This is a genomic window from Brevibacterium sp. 'Marine' (assembly GCF_012844365.1).
In the GTDB taxonomy this organism is placed as follows: Bacteria; Actinomycetota; Actinomycetes; order Actinomycetales; family Brevibacteriaceae; genus Brevibacterium.
Genome location: NZ_CP051626.1, coordinates 959,373 through 975,469, shown reverse-complemented (window position 1 = coordinate 975,469; position 16,097 = coordinate 959,373). Strand labels below are relative to the sequence as shown.

General features: G+C 66.2%; 10 protein-coding genes. 2 read left to right on the top strand and 8 right to left on the bottom strand.

Going from position 1 to position 16,097, the window contains the following annotated elements; translation table 11 throughout:
- Window positions 1-17 precede the first annotated feature (17 nt).
- The 5 genes from HF684_RS04200 to HF684_RS04180 all read right to left on the bottom strand — a co-directional run bounded on the left by HF684_RS04200 (window position 18) and on the right by HF684_RS04180 (window position 6,215).
- Window positions 18-1,547, bottom strand: a complete 1,530-nt coding sequence (locus HF684_RS04200) for a hypothetical protein (protein ID WP_169251481.1) — start codon at window positions 1,545-1,547, stop codon at window positions 18-20.
- Between the two features lie 103 nt (window positions 1,548-1,650).
- Window positions 1,651-2,154, bottom strand: a complete 504-nt coding sequence (locus HF684_RS04195) for a hypothetical protein (RefSeq protein WP_169251480.1) — start codon at window positions 2,152-2,154, stop codon at window positions 1,651-1,653.
- A gap of 132 nt (window positions 2,155-2,286) precedes the next feature.
- The gene (locus tag HF684_RS04190; protein WP_169251479.1) at window positions 2,287-3,882 is read right to left on the bottom strand and encodes an HNH endonuclease signature motif containing protein; all 1,596 of its coding nucleotides are present in this window, start codon (window positions 3,880-3,882) and stop codon (window positions 2,287-2,289) included.
- Between the two features lie 128 nt (window positions 3,883-4,010).
- Window positions 4,011-4,622, bottom strand: coding sequence for a uridine kinase (gene udk / locus HF684_RS04185; protein ID WP_025777019.1), 612 nt, complete (start codon window positions 4,620-4,622; stop codon window positions 4,011-4,013).
- 51 nt (window positions 4,623-4,673) lie between these two features.
- Window positions 4,674-6,215 carry an FCD domain-containing protein gene (locus HF684_RS04180; protein WP_169251478.1) on the bottom strand — a complete coding sequence of 514 codons (1,542 nt, stop codon included), beginning with the start codon at window positions 6,213-6,215 and terminating at the stop codon, window positions 4,674-4,676.
- A gap of 154 nt (window positions 6,216-6,369) precedes the next feature.
- Between HF684_RS04180 and HF684_RS04175 the strand changes: the two genes are divergently transcribed.
- Together HF684_RS04175 and HF684_RS04170 are read left to right on the top strand one after the other, a co-directional pair.
- Window positions 6,370-9,777, top strand: coding sequence for a bifunctional proline dehydrogenase/L-glutamate gamma-semialdehyde dehydrogenase (locus tag HF684_RS04175; RefSeq protein ID WP_211168064.1), 3,408 nt, complete (start codon window positions 6,370-6,372; stop codon window positions 9,775-9,777).
- 241 nt (window positions 9,778-10,018) lie between these two features.
- Window positions 10,019-12,700: an ExeM/NucH family extracellular endonuclease gene (locus HF684_RS04170; protein ID WP_169251477.1), complete on the top strand. Its 2,682-nt coding sequence runs from the start codon at window positions 10,019-10,021 to the stop codon at window positions 12,698-12,700.
- A gap of 3 nt (window positions 12,701-12,703) precedes the next feature.
- Here HF684_RS04170 and HF684_RS18735 read toward each other — a convergent pair whose 3' ends face one another.
- From HF684_RS18735 to HF684_RS04155, 3 genes are all read right to left on the bottom strand, one after another.
- Window positions 12,704-13,036 (bottom strand): hypothetical protein, encoded by a 333-nt coding sequence (locus HF684_RS18735; RefSeq protein WP_248279105.1) that lies wholly within the window; start codon window positions 13,034-13,036, stop codon window positions 12,704-12,706.
- A 240-nt stretch (window positions 13,037-13,276) separates the two neighbouring features.
- Window positions 13,277-14,569 (bottom strand): aromatic acid/H+ symport family MFS transporter, encoded by a 1,293-nt coding sequence (locus HF684_RS04160; protein ID WP_169251476.1) that lies wholly within the window; start codon window positions 14,567-14,569, stop codon window positions 13,277-13,279.
- A 28-nt stretch (window positions 14,570-14,597) separates the two neighbouring features.
- Window positions 14,598-16,055 carry a benzaldehyde dehydrogenase gene (locus HF684_RS04155; RefSeq protein ID WP_169251475.1) on the bottom strand — a complete coding sequence of 486 codons (1,458 nt, stop codon included), beginning with the start codon at window positions 16,053-16,055 and terminating at the stop codon, window positions 14,598-14,600.
- Window positions 16,056-16,097: the final 42 nt, after the last annotated feature.

Genomic DNA, 16,097 nt, shown 5'->3' with positions numbered 1-16,097 from the left:
CCGGAATGGTTCCGTGCTCAAACGCCCTCGACTGGTGGTCTCTGGACTGCTGGCCGGGGGCGTTTGGTCTGCGCGAGGAGCCCGCAGATCCCAGCTGAGATGAGTGCGGCGGCTCCGACGAGCCACAGCCCATATCCGACGGAGGGGTAGCCGATCTCCATTCCGCCCGTCGGAGTGCCGTCTGGCAGCTGACCGTCCCACATCAACAGCGGCGGCTCGAGGACGAGTCCGATGAGGAGGACGACGATGAGGGCTCCGATGAGCATGGCCGCCGCGGCCCACCACCGAGCCGAGGGGAAGAAGAGACCGAGGACGGCGATGGTGATGATCAGCGCCCAGAGGACGAGGTAGAACGTGTCGGGAGGAGTGGTGGAGTCGAGTGACCAGTCCCCCAGCGAGGTCATGATGATGCGCGGGCCGCTGTCGTTGAAGCTGTCGATGACGGGTATGAAGAGGGTGATGACCCAGGCGGTCAGCGTGATGAGCGGAAGCAACCGTGCCAGGCGCCGCAGTCGGCGTGACCTCTCTGCAGCCTCCCCCGGTGTCCTCCGCTGAGTGGTGCGTTCGATCCGGCGGCGGTCGCTGATGAACCCGCACACTCCTGCTGCGATGAGTGCGCAGCCGCCGAGCGTCCAGAGGAGGACGCCTGCTGACGGATCGGCGACGATGAGGGCTGAGCGGTCCTCGCCGGCGGAATCTGTGACCCAGACTCGCTCACGGGGTGGGCGCGCGAGGAGGACGATCTCGATGATAAGGAGCCCGACGCCGCTGAGACCAGCGACGAAGGACCAGTGAGAGAAGGGGCTGAACGCTCTGGCGGTTGCGGCACAGATGAGCACGACCGCCCATGCCAGCAGCAGTGTCGGCAGGAACTCGAGGCTGCCGAGGGACGTGACGATGAAGCGTTCGTCGCCGTGATCGCCGCTGTCGAAGATCGGGATCCAGATCATCAGCACCCAGGCGGCGACGGCGACCCACGGCAGCCGCTGTGCGAGGCGATGGGTTCGGTTCCCGCGAGGCCACGCGGTGACCCTGGGCTCCGTGCGACTGGGGGATGCTGCATCGGGAACGTGTGCGGTACCGCTGCGGACCCGGCTTCGACGATGACCGCCGAGGAGGCCGCAGACTCCCGCGGCCAGAAGACAGAGACCCCCGATAGCCCACAGCCCTGCACCGACCGCCGGTTGAGCGACGACCGTTCCGAAAACCGGCCTCCCCCGATCATCGACGGCGTCCCACATGATCGTCGGCAGATTCGCCAACGAGGCGGCCAACACGAGGAAGGCGCAGGCGCCGAGAATGAGAGTTCCCACCGACCACAGGCGCCCGACGACGTCCGGCCACGGGTGCGAATCGGGCCGAGACCGGCCGCTGATCAGGGATGAAGCAACCGCACATACGACAACGCCGACGGCGACCAGGACCATCGACACACGAGCCTCCTCGAGGTCGAACGGCGGTCCGCCGAGAGCAGTGACGATGATCCGCGGCGGGTGCGGCGCTTCGGAGATGTCCTCAGAGCTGGCGGCCACCGGAACCCACAGCATGAGAATCCACAGGCAGAGCGCAGACCACGACAGTGCTTGGGCGAATCGCAGAAGCAGTCGGCCGTCTGAAATCCGTCGGACTCTCACCAGCCCGGGCCGAGACTTACGCGGCGGGACCATGGCGCTTCGACATGCAGCGTTTGATCCGTTCACGACGGTCATGGTCCTGTTGGGCAGCTGCGACCAGACCACAGATGCCGGCGGCGACGAACAGAAGGCTTCCCAGAACCCACAGGCCGAAGCCTGCCGCAGGATAGGCGACTTCCATGCCGCCGGTGGGCATACCGTCGGCCGTCTGCCCGTCCCACATCATGATCGGCGGATCGGCGACCATCTGCAGGAGTCGCAGTCCCAGCACTGTGCCCAGAACGATGGCCGCGATCGACCACCACTTCGATGCGGACAGCAGCCAGGCAGTGAACGCGCCGGTGAGAATGACGACCCAGAGCACGAGGTAGACCTCATCGAGGTCATTCATGTCGATCGGCGAGAACCCGAGAGACGTCACACGGATCCGCATCGAGCCGGGTCCTCCGCTGTCGAGGACCGGCACGAAGATCGTGATCACCCAGCAGGCCACCGCCCCTGATGGGAGCACACGCGCCACAAGGTTGAGACTGCGCCCCCGCGCAGTCGTCAGAGGTGTGCTTCCGTTCTTACCCGCCCTGTCCATAACTACGATTCTCTGCAGTCTCTCTGTGACAGGTGTTGCCGCCATGTTCCAGATCCGACACGCAGCTCAGTCGGGCCCGAACACCACCTGCACCAACTGATGCTCGACCATGCTGCCTCCGCAGTCCTTCGAGGACGGGCGCCGGTGCGCATTGCGTCTGCGCCAGTCGGCGATCTTCTCGGCACGCGTGCAATACCGTGGTGGCCGCTCTTCCGGCTGAGCCGACGCTTGCGGTTCGTCTGTGCCGACCTCTTCGGCGGCGACCGTTGCCCTGCTGTCTTCCCTCGCTGCTCTCCTGGCTTCCTCCCTATCCGGTTCGAGGATTCGGGAGAAGAGCTGCTGCCAGTCCGATCCCGGCGGCGAACCGCCCGGTTCCGACACTGATACGGGACGCGGGAACCGTATGCGACGGACCACCGCTGGCGTGGCCACCTCATAGGAACGCCCACTCGGCGTGGTGACGCGCAGCCCGTCCGCTGTGGCCTCGTGCGTCCACCCGGGATGTTCCTTCGCGTAGTTGCAGGACGCACACAGCCCGGAGCCGTTCTCCCAGGTGGTTTCTCCGCCTGCGGCGACAGGCTGAGCGTGATCGGCGTGCCGGATCGGGGCGTCGCACCACGGGGTCCGGCAGACATCGTCACGGAAGGTGATCATCTGCCGCAGTCGGCCGGTGAACTCCCGGCTCTTCGCATCCATTCCCACCAGCTGCCCATCCTCGGGGCGGGTGAAGATCCGGCTGATGAACATCTGTGCTTCGTTCGCGGCGATGAACTCTCGGTCCGTCTTCGCCGGCAGCGGCCCGTACCCCGGAAGCCAGGCCGGAACGAGTCCGTCGGAGAGCAGAGATTCGGTGTCGACGAGCAGATGGATCTCCGCGGGCACCGCCGTTGCGCTCGCCTGCCCGCTCAGCCGTTCGACGAACGTATCGGCGATGACCTGCTGGCGGTTCCGTCCGCCGGCATCACCGGCAGCAGTGATCGTCTCAGCGCCGGCCCGGAGGCTCTCATAGGCGGCGACGGCCCGCGTCAGCGGCAGGATCGCGGAGATCCTGGCGATCCCGTCATCGATCACGGTCATGTTCACTCGACGATTGGACTTCGCTTTCGCTGCCCTCTTCGCGGCCGCCTCGGCGTCCATCTCCGCACTGAGCGCACGCACTTCGGCGCGCAGGCTCCGCAGCCCGGACGGCCCCAGACTCCGCTTCATCCGCATATCGACCGTGCGCCGATCGGCAGCGACGAGGACCGCGGTCTCATCGACCAAGATGCGCACCTTGTCCTCGGAGATCTCCCCGCCGGCCAGAGCTTTGAAGGTATTGGGCATGCCCGTGACGATCGAGCGGGCAGTGCTGAGGAACTTCCGGCCCGATCCGGGCGAGACCTTCTTCGCCAGCCCGACCTCGTCACCGGCGCGCTTTCCGCAGTCGAGCGCGGGCACCCGGTTGAGCCGGTCCCGCTCGATGCGCAGTGTCTCGAAAGCCACTGTCTCTTTCGCCTGTGCGGCGGCGACAGCAGACTTGAGTTCTTCGAGCGCTGTGATCCGCTCCAGCGTCTCGGCCTCGGTGTCGCCCGGGTCGAGTGCGCGCAGGAAGTCACCGATCCGAGTGATCTCGGTCAGCGGATCCGGAACCGACGCTGGTTCCCGTGCGGGGTCGACGTCCATATGAAGACAGTACCCAGCGGCACTGACACGACTTCGCAACCGCCCCCGAAGAAGACCGTTCGCGCAGGTCACGAACTGTTCCCGGCTCAGCCGCCTCCGTTTCGGGCTCAGCCGACTCCGTTTCGGGCTCAGCCGACTCCGCGCTGGATGCGGTTGAGGATCATGTCCATGGCGACGATGTTGTGGCCGCCGTCGGGGATGATGAGGTCGGCATTGCGCTTCGACGGCTCGACGTAGAGTTCGTGCATCGGCTTGACCGTGCCCAGATATTGGTCCTCCACCGACTGCAGGGTTCGCCCGCGGTCGACGACATCGCGTTTGATCCGGCGCAGCAGGCGCACATCGGCATCGGTGTCGACGAAGAGCTTGATGTCGAGCAGCTGGCAGATCCGCGGTTCGGCGAAGATGAGGATACCTTCGACGATGATGACGGGTGCGGGCTCGACTCGCGTCGTCTCATCGCTGCGGTTGTGGATCGAGAAGTCGTAGACCGGGCTGTCGACCGCCTGCGAGTTCCGCAGCGCAGTGAGGTGGTCGACGAAGAGGTCGTTGTCGAAGGCGTCGAGATCGTCGTAGTTGACCTTCTCGCGCTCCGCATAGGTGAGTTCGTCGCGCCGTTTGTAGTAGTTGTCGTGGAAAAGCACCGACGGCGGCCCCTCGCACTTGTCCAACAGCGCCTGAGTCAACGTCGTCTTCCCGCTGCCGGTTCCGCCGGCCACGCCCACAACCAAAGTCTCCACGGCACAAATATAGACCACGACCCCCGCCGAGGCGGCTCCCGGCTTCCGTGCTCAGCCGAGGCTGCGGGTCAGCTGAGTCCACAGCTCCTGGTCGAAGCGCCGCCTGCCGAGCAGACCGGCCATATGCCTCACCGCATTGTCGACCTTGCCGCGCCAGACCTCGATCGCCATCTTCGCGTCCGCCCGGCTCAACGCGCTGAACATGGCACGGTCGTCGCTGACGATGCGGTCGCTGGCCGGAGAATAGTCGAGCTGCAGAATGGAGATGAACAGACGCAGCCGCAGAGTCAGGGCCTCGAAGGCACGCGCCGATTCCCGCAGCCCCGATGCCCGGGCCAGCTCCTGCTGGAAATGGAGGTCGGCGTCCTCGACGTCGATTCCGCTGCGCGTCGGCGCCGAGGCCTCGACCTGCCGCAGAGCCAGCTGCACGGGCACGAGGTAGCGCTGCGGACGCAGGGCCAAGGAGCGGAGCACGACCTCCCCGATGGCCATGCGCGCGGCATAGAGGTCGAGCACATCGACCGTCGTGATCAAGGGGATCCGTGCACCGCCACGAGAACCGTCGAGGAGTTTGTCATCGACCATCCGTCGCAGCGCCGCGTCGACCGAGGCCCTGGGCACCTGCATGCGACGCGACAGCAGGCGCGGATTGATCCGATCGCCGGGTTCGTATCCGGAATCGATGATCTCCTCACGCAGCGCGATCGCCAGGTGTTCGGTGATCGACCGCGTCTCTTTCGGCAGCCACGACGAGATCTCCATTGAGTCAGAAGTGATGGAAGTTCTCTGCGGCTCGTAGGGGACCGATTCCCGCCACAGCACTCCTTCGAGTCCGTGCCGAACGCGGTCGGCCACCAGATCGAGCAGGGACCCGGGAATGTCCTGACACTCGCCGAGGCGGCTCTTGAGTGCGCTGACGAAATCGTCGAAATCCGCGCACACCGCCACCCGGGCTCCAGCCCCGTCGGAGAGGTCGTCAGGAACCTCACCGAGGGGGTCGAAGACGAGGAAGTCACCGTCACCGTCGAGCAGGCCGAGCAGTTCGGCGGTGGGCACCTGCCGATGCTCGCTGTCGAAGCGCTGTGCCCACCGCCCGACTCCCGCAATCCGCAGGGCCGCGGTGATTCCGGCGATGCGTCGCTGGACCCGCCGAGGCGGCACGATCGTCGCGGACTCCTCACGACTACCTGCTCCACCTGCATCGATTCTGCGAACACCGACGATGACGAGGGGAAACCCGCTGGCAGCGAGGACGAGCTCGGAGCCGCCGGACACCTCGGTGACGGGGATCGTCAGCGCCCTCACCGACCGAGAGACGATGCTCTGACTCAGCCCCGTCGCCTCGGACAGAGCACGGGTCGAATAGTCTCGCCCGGAGATCCGGGCCCCCGCGGTCGCGACGAGAGCCTCGACGACCCGGTCGGCAGTCTCCTGGATCGGCGGGCGACCGCTGCGGGGGCGATCCTCAAGGTCGGATCGGTTCGCCCAACGACGCAGGGTCGACGGTGATGCACCCGTGCGCGCGGACGCCTCGGCGAGGGTCGACGTCGTCAGCAGCGACACCGCGTCACGACGGAACTCAGCGGAATACATCCCTCTATCTTAGGACTTCTGACTCAAACATTCTCAGCGTTCCACTCCATCTCTTCACCCCCGGATTTCGGCGGCGCATACTGATCTCACACCCCGGCTCCACGGTCAGCGCCGATACGTGAGAGCACCGAATCCGAGCACCGAAGGAGCACAGTTGCTGCACACCGAAACCGACCTCGCCACGCTCACCGCCCAGTCGATCGACACCGTCCGCCGGTGGCTGCGAGTGTCGACGTCGATGACCACGGCGAAGAACCCCGCGGCCGAACGCCTCTCCGCCGTCCTCTCCGACGACAACGGCCTCGACTTCACTGTCGGGTTCGTCGATCGGGTCGTGCGCACTGACGATGTCCACGCCGCCGCCGACGCGCTGGCCGAGGTCGGCAAGCTCGCCCCTGAGACGATGTCGTACCTCGACCGCGCGCAGATCAAGGCCGGTGCCGCACTGGCCAAGATCGCCCCGCAGGTCGTCGTGCCCGCCGCCCGCACTCGTCTGCGTCAGATGGTCGGGCATATGGTCGTCGACGCCCGGGACAAGCAGTTCGGCAAGACCGTCGCCGCGCTCACCGCCGACGGTCACCGGCTCAACATCAACCTCCTCGGCGAGGCCGTGCTCGGTGACGGCGAAGCCGACAACCACCTGGAGCAGACCCACCGGCTGCTCGCCCGCGACGATGTCGACTATGTGTCGGTGAAGGTCTCCTCGGTGGCCTCGCAGATCTCGATGTGGGCCTTCGACGAGACCGTCGACTATGTCGTCGACCGCCTCCGTCCGCTCTACCAGCAGGCCGCGAAAGCCCCGACCGGTGCGAAGTTCGTCAACCTCGATATGGAGGAGTACCAGGACCTCGAACTGACGATCGCGGTATTCACGCGCCTGCTCTCCGAACCGGAGTTCAAGGATCTCGAGGCCGGAATCGTCATCCAGGCCTACCAGCCCGATGCGCTCGGCGCCGTGCAGCGGCTGAGCGAATTCGCTTCCCGTCGCGTCGAGAACGGCGGGGTCGGGATCAAGGTCCGCCTCGTCAAGGGCGCGAACCTCGCGATGGAGACGGTGCATGCCGAGATCGCGGGTTGGCCTGCCACGACGTGCGATTCGAAGCAGTCCACGGATGCGAACTACAAGCGGGTCCTGCACTGGCTGTTCACCCCGGAGCGGATGAAGGGGCTGCGCATCGGTGTGGCCGGCCACAACCTCTTCGACATCGCCTTCGCTCACCACCTCTCCGTCGAACGCGCGGTGACCGACCGCGTCGAGTTCGAGATGCTCCAGGGCATGGCCAGCGAGCAGGCCGCCGCCGTGACCGAGGACGTCGGAGACCTCCTCCTTTACGTTCCGGCCGTGCATCCGAAGGAGTTCGACGTCGCGATCTCCTACCTCGTGCGCAGGCTTGAAGAGAACTCTGCGTCCGAGAACTTCATGTCCGGAATCTTCGACCTCGCCAACGGCAACGACGTGTTCAAGCGCGAAGCCGACCGATTCACCGCATCGGTCAACCAGCTCGAATCGATCCTCGACGCCGAGGGCGAGACCGCACCGGCCCCGAACCGCCACCAGAACCGGTCGACCGAAACTCTCGGCGAGACCGTGGTGCCGACCCGGTTCTTCAATGAACCCGACACCGACCCGTCCCTTCCGGCCAACCAGGAGTGGGTGCGCACAATCATCGCCGAGGCGACCGCCCCCGGCTACCTCGACGACCGTCCGAACGCGCCCAAGGTCGAATCCACGGACGCACTCGATGAGATGATCGCCCGCGGTCGCGCCGCCGCTGCCGACTGGCGGGCCCTCGGCGCCGCCGGTCGCGCCGAGATCCTCCACCGAGCCGCGGACATCTTCGCTGCCCGTCGCGGCGAGTTCATCGCCGTCGAGGCGGCCGAGGTCGGCAAGATGCCATCGCAGTCCGATCCCGAGGTATCCGAGGCCATCGACTTCATCCGCTACTACGCGCTGAATTCGCTCGAGCTCGACAACCTCGAGGGCGCGGAGTTCACTCCCGATGAGATGGTCGTCATCACTCCCCCGTGGAACTTCCCCGTGGCGATCCCCACCGGCGGCACCGTTGCGGCGCTGGCGGCCGGATCCGCAGTCATCCATAAGCCGTCGAAGCCGACCCCGCATTGTTCGGCACTCATCGTCGACTGCCTGTGGCAGGCCGGAGTGCCCAAGGACGTGCTGCAGCTGTGCGCACCGGTCGAGCGGGAGCTCGGCCAGCATCTCGTCTCGCATCCCGATGTCGACCGGGTCATCCTCACCGGTGCCTCGGAGACCGCGGCGATGTTCAAGTCCTTCCGTCCCGAACTCCACGTCAATGCGGAGACCTCGGGCAAGAACGCACTGGTCATCACCCCGGCGGCGGACCGAGACCTCGCCATGGCCGACCTCGTGTACTCGGCGTTCGGACATGCCGGGCAGAAATGCTCGGCCGCCTCGTTGGGCATCATGGTCGGGTCGACCTACGATTCCGAGCGCTACCGTCGCCAGCTCGTCGATGCCGCCTCGTCGATGGTCGTCGATTGGCCCTCGAACCTCGCATCGACCATGGGCCCGCTGACCGAGGACCCGTCGGACAAGCTGCGTCGGGCACTGACGACGCTGGAGCCCGGCGAATCCTGGCTGCTCGAGCCCAAGCAGCTCGACGATTCGGGGCGCCTGTGGAGCCCGGGAATCAAGGACGGGGTCAAACCCGGTTCCTTCTTCCACCTCACCGAGGTCTTCGGTCCGGTGCTCGGTCTCATGCATGCCAAGGACCTCGATGAGGCCATCGAGTTCCAGAATGCCGTGGACTTCGGCCTCACCGGCGGCATCCATTCCCTCGACCCCGAGGAGGTCGCCACCTGGCTCGATCGCGTCGAGGTCGGCAACGCCTACGTCAACCGCGGAATCACCGGTGCGATCGTGCGTCGGCAGTCCTTCGGCGGCTGGAAGCAGTCCTCGGTGGGGCTGGGATCGAAGGCAGGCGGCCCGAACTACCTCATGCTCTTCGGCCATTTCGCCGATGCCGGCAACCAGGACCTCGAGGCGGCGAAGGCCGATGACAAGCGCTGGTTCGAAGCCGAATTCGGTGCGGCGAAGGACCACACGGGACTGCGCGCGGAGGCGAACATCTTCCGCTACCGTCCCCGCCCGGTCACCTTGCGCGTGACCGCCGAGGCGAGCCTGTTCGATCTCGAACGCTCCCTCCACGCGGCCGCCACGGTCGATTCCCCGGTGCAGCTGTCCGTGGCCGAGGATGTGGCAGCCGAGGTGAAGATCGCGGTGACGAATGCCGGTGTTCCCGCCCGCACGGAGTCGGCCGCCGAGTTCGCCGAGATGGTCGGTCAGGGTCGCTACGACGACACGGTGGGTGCCCGCATCCGCGTTCTCGGTCGGTTCGAGGACGAGCTGCTGGCTGCAGCCGCACCCCGTCCGGAGGTCGCGATCATCGATGAGCCGGTGACAACCTCGGGACGAGTGGAGCTTCGGTACTACGTGCAGGAGCAGGCGGTGTCGATGACCCTGCACCGCTTCGGCAACCCGAGCCGTGACTTCCACGAGCTCGCCGCCACCCTCACCTCCTAATTGCTACCCGACGGCGGCCCAGCAACCTCGCGCGAGGTTGCTGGGCCGCCGTCGGGTAGTTCGGGGGCAGGGTGAGTTGTGTAGGATGAGTGCCACCTGCAGCACTCAGTGGACTGTCCGACTGTTCACAAGCTGTTCACATCTTCGCCGCTGTCGTCGATGAGTGAGCCGCTAGGGTGCAAGGGACCGCGCACGTGATCGTCACGATGCGCACAGCCGCTCATCCGCCCGAAAGGCTCCCATGAAAGTCACGACAACTCTCTCTTCCGCCGCGGCGCTCAGCCTCGTCGCAGGCCTGTCCCTTCCCCTCGCACCGACGCCCGCAGTCGCAGCAGACGCTGCGGCAGACGGCATCCACATCTCCGAGATCGCCTACACTCTCGAGACCGACTTCATCGAGATCGCCGCCGATCCCGGCACCGATGTCTCGGGCTGGACCTTCGGCTCGGTGACTCGCGGCGGCAGCGTCTATGCGCAGGAGAACACGATCACCGCGCCCGAGGACACGACGGTCGGTGATTCCGGTGCCGTGGCCATCGACGTGCCGGTCACGAACTCCGTCAAGGCCGGCTCGGCCGCCGACGGCGAATACGGTTCGAGCGCCTTCGTCATCGACGATGACGGTGAGTTGGTCGACTTCCAGCAGATCGGCGGCGTCGTCGGCGGCAAGGGCGTCACCGGCGCGAAGAACGTCTATACCCCCGCACCGGTCGTCGGACAGGAAGCCGAGCCGACGGGCGCGACGGCCGCCGGCGGCCAGTCGATCCAGCTCACCGACGACGCATGGACGTCGGCGGCGCCCACCCCGAATGCCCTGCCCGACGGCGACGGCGGTGACCTGGATCCCGACGGCGTCACCCCGATCGCCGATATCCAGGGCACCGGCGACGCCAGCCCCGTCCAGGGCAAGACCGTGACCACCCGCGGTGTCGTCACCGCCGCCTACCCCGAGGGCGGGCTGAACGGCTACTACATCCAGACCCCGGGCACCGGTGGAGCAGGCGCCGATGACGCGACCCCCGGGGCCTCGGACGGCATCTTCGTCTACTCCCCCGACACCGTGGCCGATATCAGCATCGACGACCACGTCGAGGTCACCGGCACCGTGTCCGAACACTACGGACAGACTCAGATCTCCGTATCCGCGTCCGGCTTCGAAACAGTCGACGAACCCGCCGAGGCGGTCAAACCCGTCGAAGACGCTTTCCCCGCAGGAGACGAGAAGCGCGAATCGCTCGAAGGCATGCTCGTCCAGCCGAGCGAATCGCTGACCGTCGCCGACAACTACAACACGAACACCTACGGTGAGGTCGTCCTCGCCACCGGTGAGGGCACCCTGCCCCAACCCACCGACGTCCACCGCCCCGGCACCCCCGAGGCAAAAGCCCTGGAAACCGAGAACCTCGACCGCGAGGTCGTCCTCGACGACGGTGCCACCGTGAACTTCCTCAAGGCCGACAAGGACATCCCCCTGCCGTACCTCAGCCAGGAGGACCCGGTCCGCGTCGGCGCGCAGGCGACCTTCACCTCACCGGTGGTGCTCGGCTTCGATCACGAGAAGTGGCGGTTCCAGCCGACGACCCGCCTGACCGGAGCCAACGCCGAGGCGGTGCAGCCGACCACGTTCACCGACACCCGCACCGACGCCCCCGAGGCCGTCGGCGGGCAGGTCAGCCTCGCCAGCTTCAACGTGCTCAACTACTTCACCACCACAGGCGACCAGCTCTCAGGGTGCCAGTACTACGACGACCGCAATGGTGACCACATCACCGTCCGCGGCGGCTGCGATGCCCGCGGTGCCGCGAACGCGGAGAGCCTCAAGCGGCAGGAGACGAAGATCGTCACCGCGATCAACAAGCTCGACACCTCGGTCGTCTCGCTCATGGAGATCGAGAATTCCGCCGCCTTCGGCAAGGACCGCGATGACGCGCTGGCGACGCTGGTCAGACGCCTCAACGAGGCGGCCGGGACCCAGAAATGGGACTTCGTCGAATCCCCGTCCGCGGTCCCGTCCGATGAGGACGTCATCCGCACAGCCCTGATCTACCAACCCGCCGAAGTGGCCCCGCAGAACGAGTCCACGATCCTTGACGATCAGGATGCGTTCTCCAACGCTCGCGAACCCCTGTCCCAGGCGTTCGCTCCGAAGGACGACTCCGGTGAGGTCGAGAAGGACAAGACCTTCGTGACGATCGCCAACCACTTCAAATCCAAGGGGTCGGGCTCAGGTCCGGGCAACGAGGACTCCGGCGACGGTCAGGGCGCGTCGAATGCTGATCGCGTCAAGCAGGCCGAATCGCTCGTCGGGTTCGCCGGTGACCAGCAGGAGGCCGCGGACAGCGACCTCGTCTATCTCCTCGGTGACTTCAACTCCTACACTCAGGAAGACCCGATGCAGGTCTTCTACGAGGCCGGATACAAGGACATCGCCGCTGAGAAGACGGACGAATCCACCTATGTCTATGGCTCGCGCACCGGCAGCCTCGACCATGTCCTCGCTCTCGACGCCTCGGACGCGGGCAACGATGCAGGTACGGATCCGTCGGCCTTCGACTCGGTCACCGGGGCCGATGTCTGGAACATCAACTCGGTCGAGTCCCTGGCGCTCGAATACAGCCGCTTCAACTACAACATCGCCAACCTCTACGCGCCGGACCAGTTCCGGGCTTCCGACCATGATCCGGTCGTCGTCGGTCTCTTCGACTCCTCAGATGAGGGCGGGGACGACGACGCCGACGGTTCCGATGAAGCGGATGCCGGAGACAACGCCGACGGCGCAGGCGATGATGCGAACGCCGACGGTTCGAGCGATCATCCCGGCGGAAAGAACGCAGGGAAGAACGGCAACCACTGGGGCAGCCGCGACGGCGACCACCCCGGAGGCAAGAACGCAGGGAAGAACGGTCGCCACAACGGTTGGTGACACTTAGTCGATGACGGCCACCTGCCCTCGCATGAGCACTCGTGCCGTGCGGAAGAGGGAGGTGGCCGTCACTGTGTCCGCGTCGAACACGGCACCGGCGGTGACCACACCCGACGGGGTAGCCAGCCGCACTTCCGGCCCGACTGCCCCGGGCCGGGAGCGCCGGATGATGCGGTTGATGATCGTGTCCGGGATCTGCGCGGGCGCGGTCTGCCATTCGTCCAGAAGTTTTGGTGTCTCGCCGGCCAGAATTGATTCGGAAGCGATCTCCACGACTCGTTGCGTCTGATCGTCATCCAGAAACGAAAACGAATTCGCGGCGTTGAGGGCAGTCATTGTCTTGCTACTTGCTCTCGCACCCTCGATCCGCAGTGCGCCGGCCGCTTTGAGCCCGAACTGCAGGCCGCTATCCAACACTCCAGGCCGAACAAAGCAGACATCCTGGATCGGATAATGCAGACTCTCTACATCGGAAAATGCAGAAACGCTGCATCGGATAATGCAGAGCAATCCAGTGAGAACTTGTACTCCCGAAGTAACACTCCTACAGACGTCACTGCACGGATGCCAGCGGCCTCAGCGTACGGATCTCGGCACGATCGCCATGGCCGCGAAGCCGAACAGAGCGACGACGGCGAAGAGGTAGAAGCCCCACGGGTAGGCGATGCCCGCGGTGACGAGGGCACCGGTGATGAAGGGGCCGACGATGGCACCGATCCGCCCGATGCCCGAGGCCATGCCCAGCGCGGTGCCGCGGGCTTGAGGCGGGTAGACGGCCGAGACGAAGGCGTAGACGAGCACCTGGGCGGAGAAGACGAAGACTCCCGTGATGAACACTGCGAGGTTGAGCAGCACCTGGCTGGTCATCGGGATCGACAGTGCGGCGAGGAAGATCGCGGCGAGGACGAACCACATGAGCACGATCTTCTTCGTCCCGTGCTTGTCGGCCAACCAGCCGGCCAGGACGAGTCCGACGACGGCGCCGATGTTCATGACGAAGAGCATGACCAGCGAATCAGAGACCTCGTAGCCGGCGTCGGCCATGATCTTCGGCAGCCAGGTGTTGAGTCCGTAGACGAGCAGGAGTCCCATGAAGCTCGCTGCCCACACGCCGATGGTCACCAGCGCGAGCTTGCCTGCGAAGAGTCCGGCCATTCCGGTCTTCACCTGTGCGTCGACAGTGCCGTCGACAGAGCCGGCCGGATCGGCGGCGTCTGCGTCCACCGCTTGTGCAGCGGCGGGGTTGCGTTTGAGTTCCTGAGCGATGAGGAAGACCTCGGACTCGGGCAGTTTCCAGATCAGAAGGGGAACCATGACGAGGCCCGCGATGCCGCCGGCGAGGAAGAGCAGGTGCCAGTTGTGGGAGTAGGCGACGGCGAGCAGGGAGATCGCCACCGCACCGGCGTGATAGCCGGTCATCGTCAGGGTCGTGGCCTTACCCGTCTTGCCGGACTTGTTGTACTCGCTGATGTAGGCGAGCGCACTGGGCATCACGGCTCCGAGGAAGAGTCCGGCGATGAACCGGCAGATGGTGAACAGTGCGACGTTCGGCGCGAATGCGACGAGCAGGGTGAAGACGCTGAAGCCGATGACGCAGCCGATGATCGCCCACCGCCGCCCGATCCGGTCGACGACGGGGCCGACGGATACGGCGCCGAGGCCGACGCCGACGAGACTGAGGGTGGCCACCATCGTGGCCGCCTCGGGGGTGAATCCGAGGGCCTCGGTTGCCAGCAGCTCGGGGATGACCGCGCCGAGGACGACGAGGTCGAAGCCCTCCAGGGCGACGGCCAGCCAGCACAGGACTGCCGGCCAGCGCCCCGCCGAGGCGAAGCCGGTCGTGGATGCGGATGGGGAGGGTGCGGACATCGATGTCTCCGAGGTGGTGTGGTGTCGGTCAGAACGGGTAGGGCGCGATGGACGAGCGCATCGTCACCCATTGGGTTTCGGTGAAGGCTTCGATATTCGCCTCGGCCCCTCCGAATCGGGATCCGTTGCCGGAGTCCTTCATCCCGCCGAAGGGGACGTTGGCTTCGTCGGAGACGGTCTGTTCGTTGATGTGGACCTTCCCTGTGTCGACGAGGTCGGCCAGGTCCATGGCCATCCCCACATCGCCGAGGATGCCGAGCGAGAGCCCGTATTCACTGTCGTTGACCATTGCGGCCGCCTCCTCCAGGGTGGAGAAGCGTGCGACGGGTGCGACGGGCCCGAAGATCTCCTGAGCCCAGGCCGGGTTCGAGGGGCTCAGGTCGGTGAGCACCGTGGGTGGGACGAAGGCACCTTCGCCCGGTCCCCCGGCGACGAGCCTCGCACCGTCGGCGGTGGCTTTGTCGAGGATGTCACGGACGTGGGTGCGCTGTTTCTCGTCGATGATCGGTCCGATCGCGACCTCCTCGGTGGCGGGGTCGCCGACCGGCAGGTTGCGAGCGCGTTCGGCCAACTGTTCGACGTACTCGTCATAGATGGAGTCGTGGACGAGGTGGCGGCCGGTGGTCATGCAGATCTGGCCCTGGTGCATCCACGATCCGAAGGCCCCCGCCGAGGTGGCCGGACCGACCTCGGCTCCGGGAAGGACGACGAGCGCATTGTTTCCACCGAGTTCGAGGTGGCAGCGCTTGAGGAGGCGACCGGCGGCTTCGCCGACCTTGCGTCCGGCCGCGGTGGACCCGGTGAAGGAGATGACGGAGACCTCGGGTGCGGCGACGACGGCTTCACCGGCGTCGAGGCCGCCGGGCAGGACCTGGAGCAGCCCTTCGGGCAGGCCCGCCTCGGCGAAGACCTTCGCGATCGCCACTCCGGCGCACACGGCGGTGCGCGGGTCCGGCTTGAGCAGGACTGCGTTGCCCAGGGCCAGAGCTGGGGCGACGGAGCGCATGGCGAGGATGAGGGGGAAGTTGAACGGGGCGATGACGGAGACGACTCCGGCGGGCACTCGGCGGGCGAAGGACCAGCGGGGTTCGTTCGAGGTCAGCACCTGGCCCTTGGGGTGGCTGGGCAGCGCGGAGGATTCATAGCAGATGGCTTCAGCGGAGGAGATCTCGAGAGCGGCCTTCGGCGGGATGGAGCCGGCTTCCCGGATGATCCAGCCGGCGAGCTCATCGGCGTGTTCGGCCCACAGGGCACCGGCGCGGCGCAGCACTGCGGCCCGTTCGGCCGGAGTGGTCTTCGCCCATTCCTTCTGTGCAGCGGCGGCTCGCGTGGCGGCGGCGGTGACGTCGTCGGCGCTGGCGGCACCGAGGCGGCCGAGGGTCTCACCGGTGGCCGGTTCGATGACGTCGTAGGTCTCTCCCGAGCCTGCGGTCCAGATGCCGGTGAAGATCTTCTCGTGCCAGTCGGTTCCCAGGAAATCAGTCATTGTCTGTCCTCACTTCTTTGTCGGGGCGGGACTGTGGTGCAC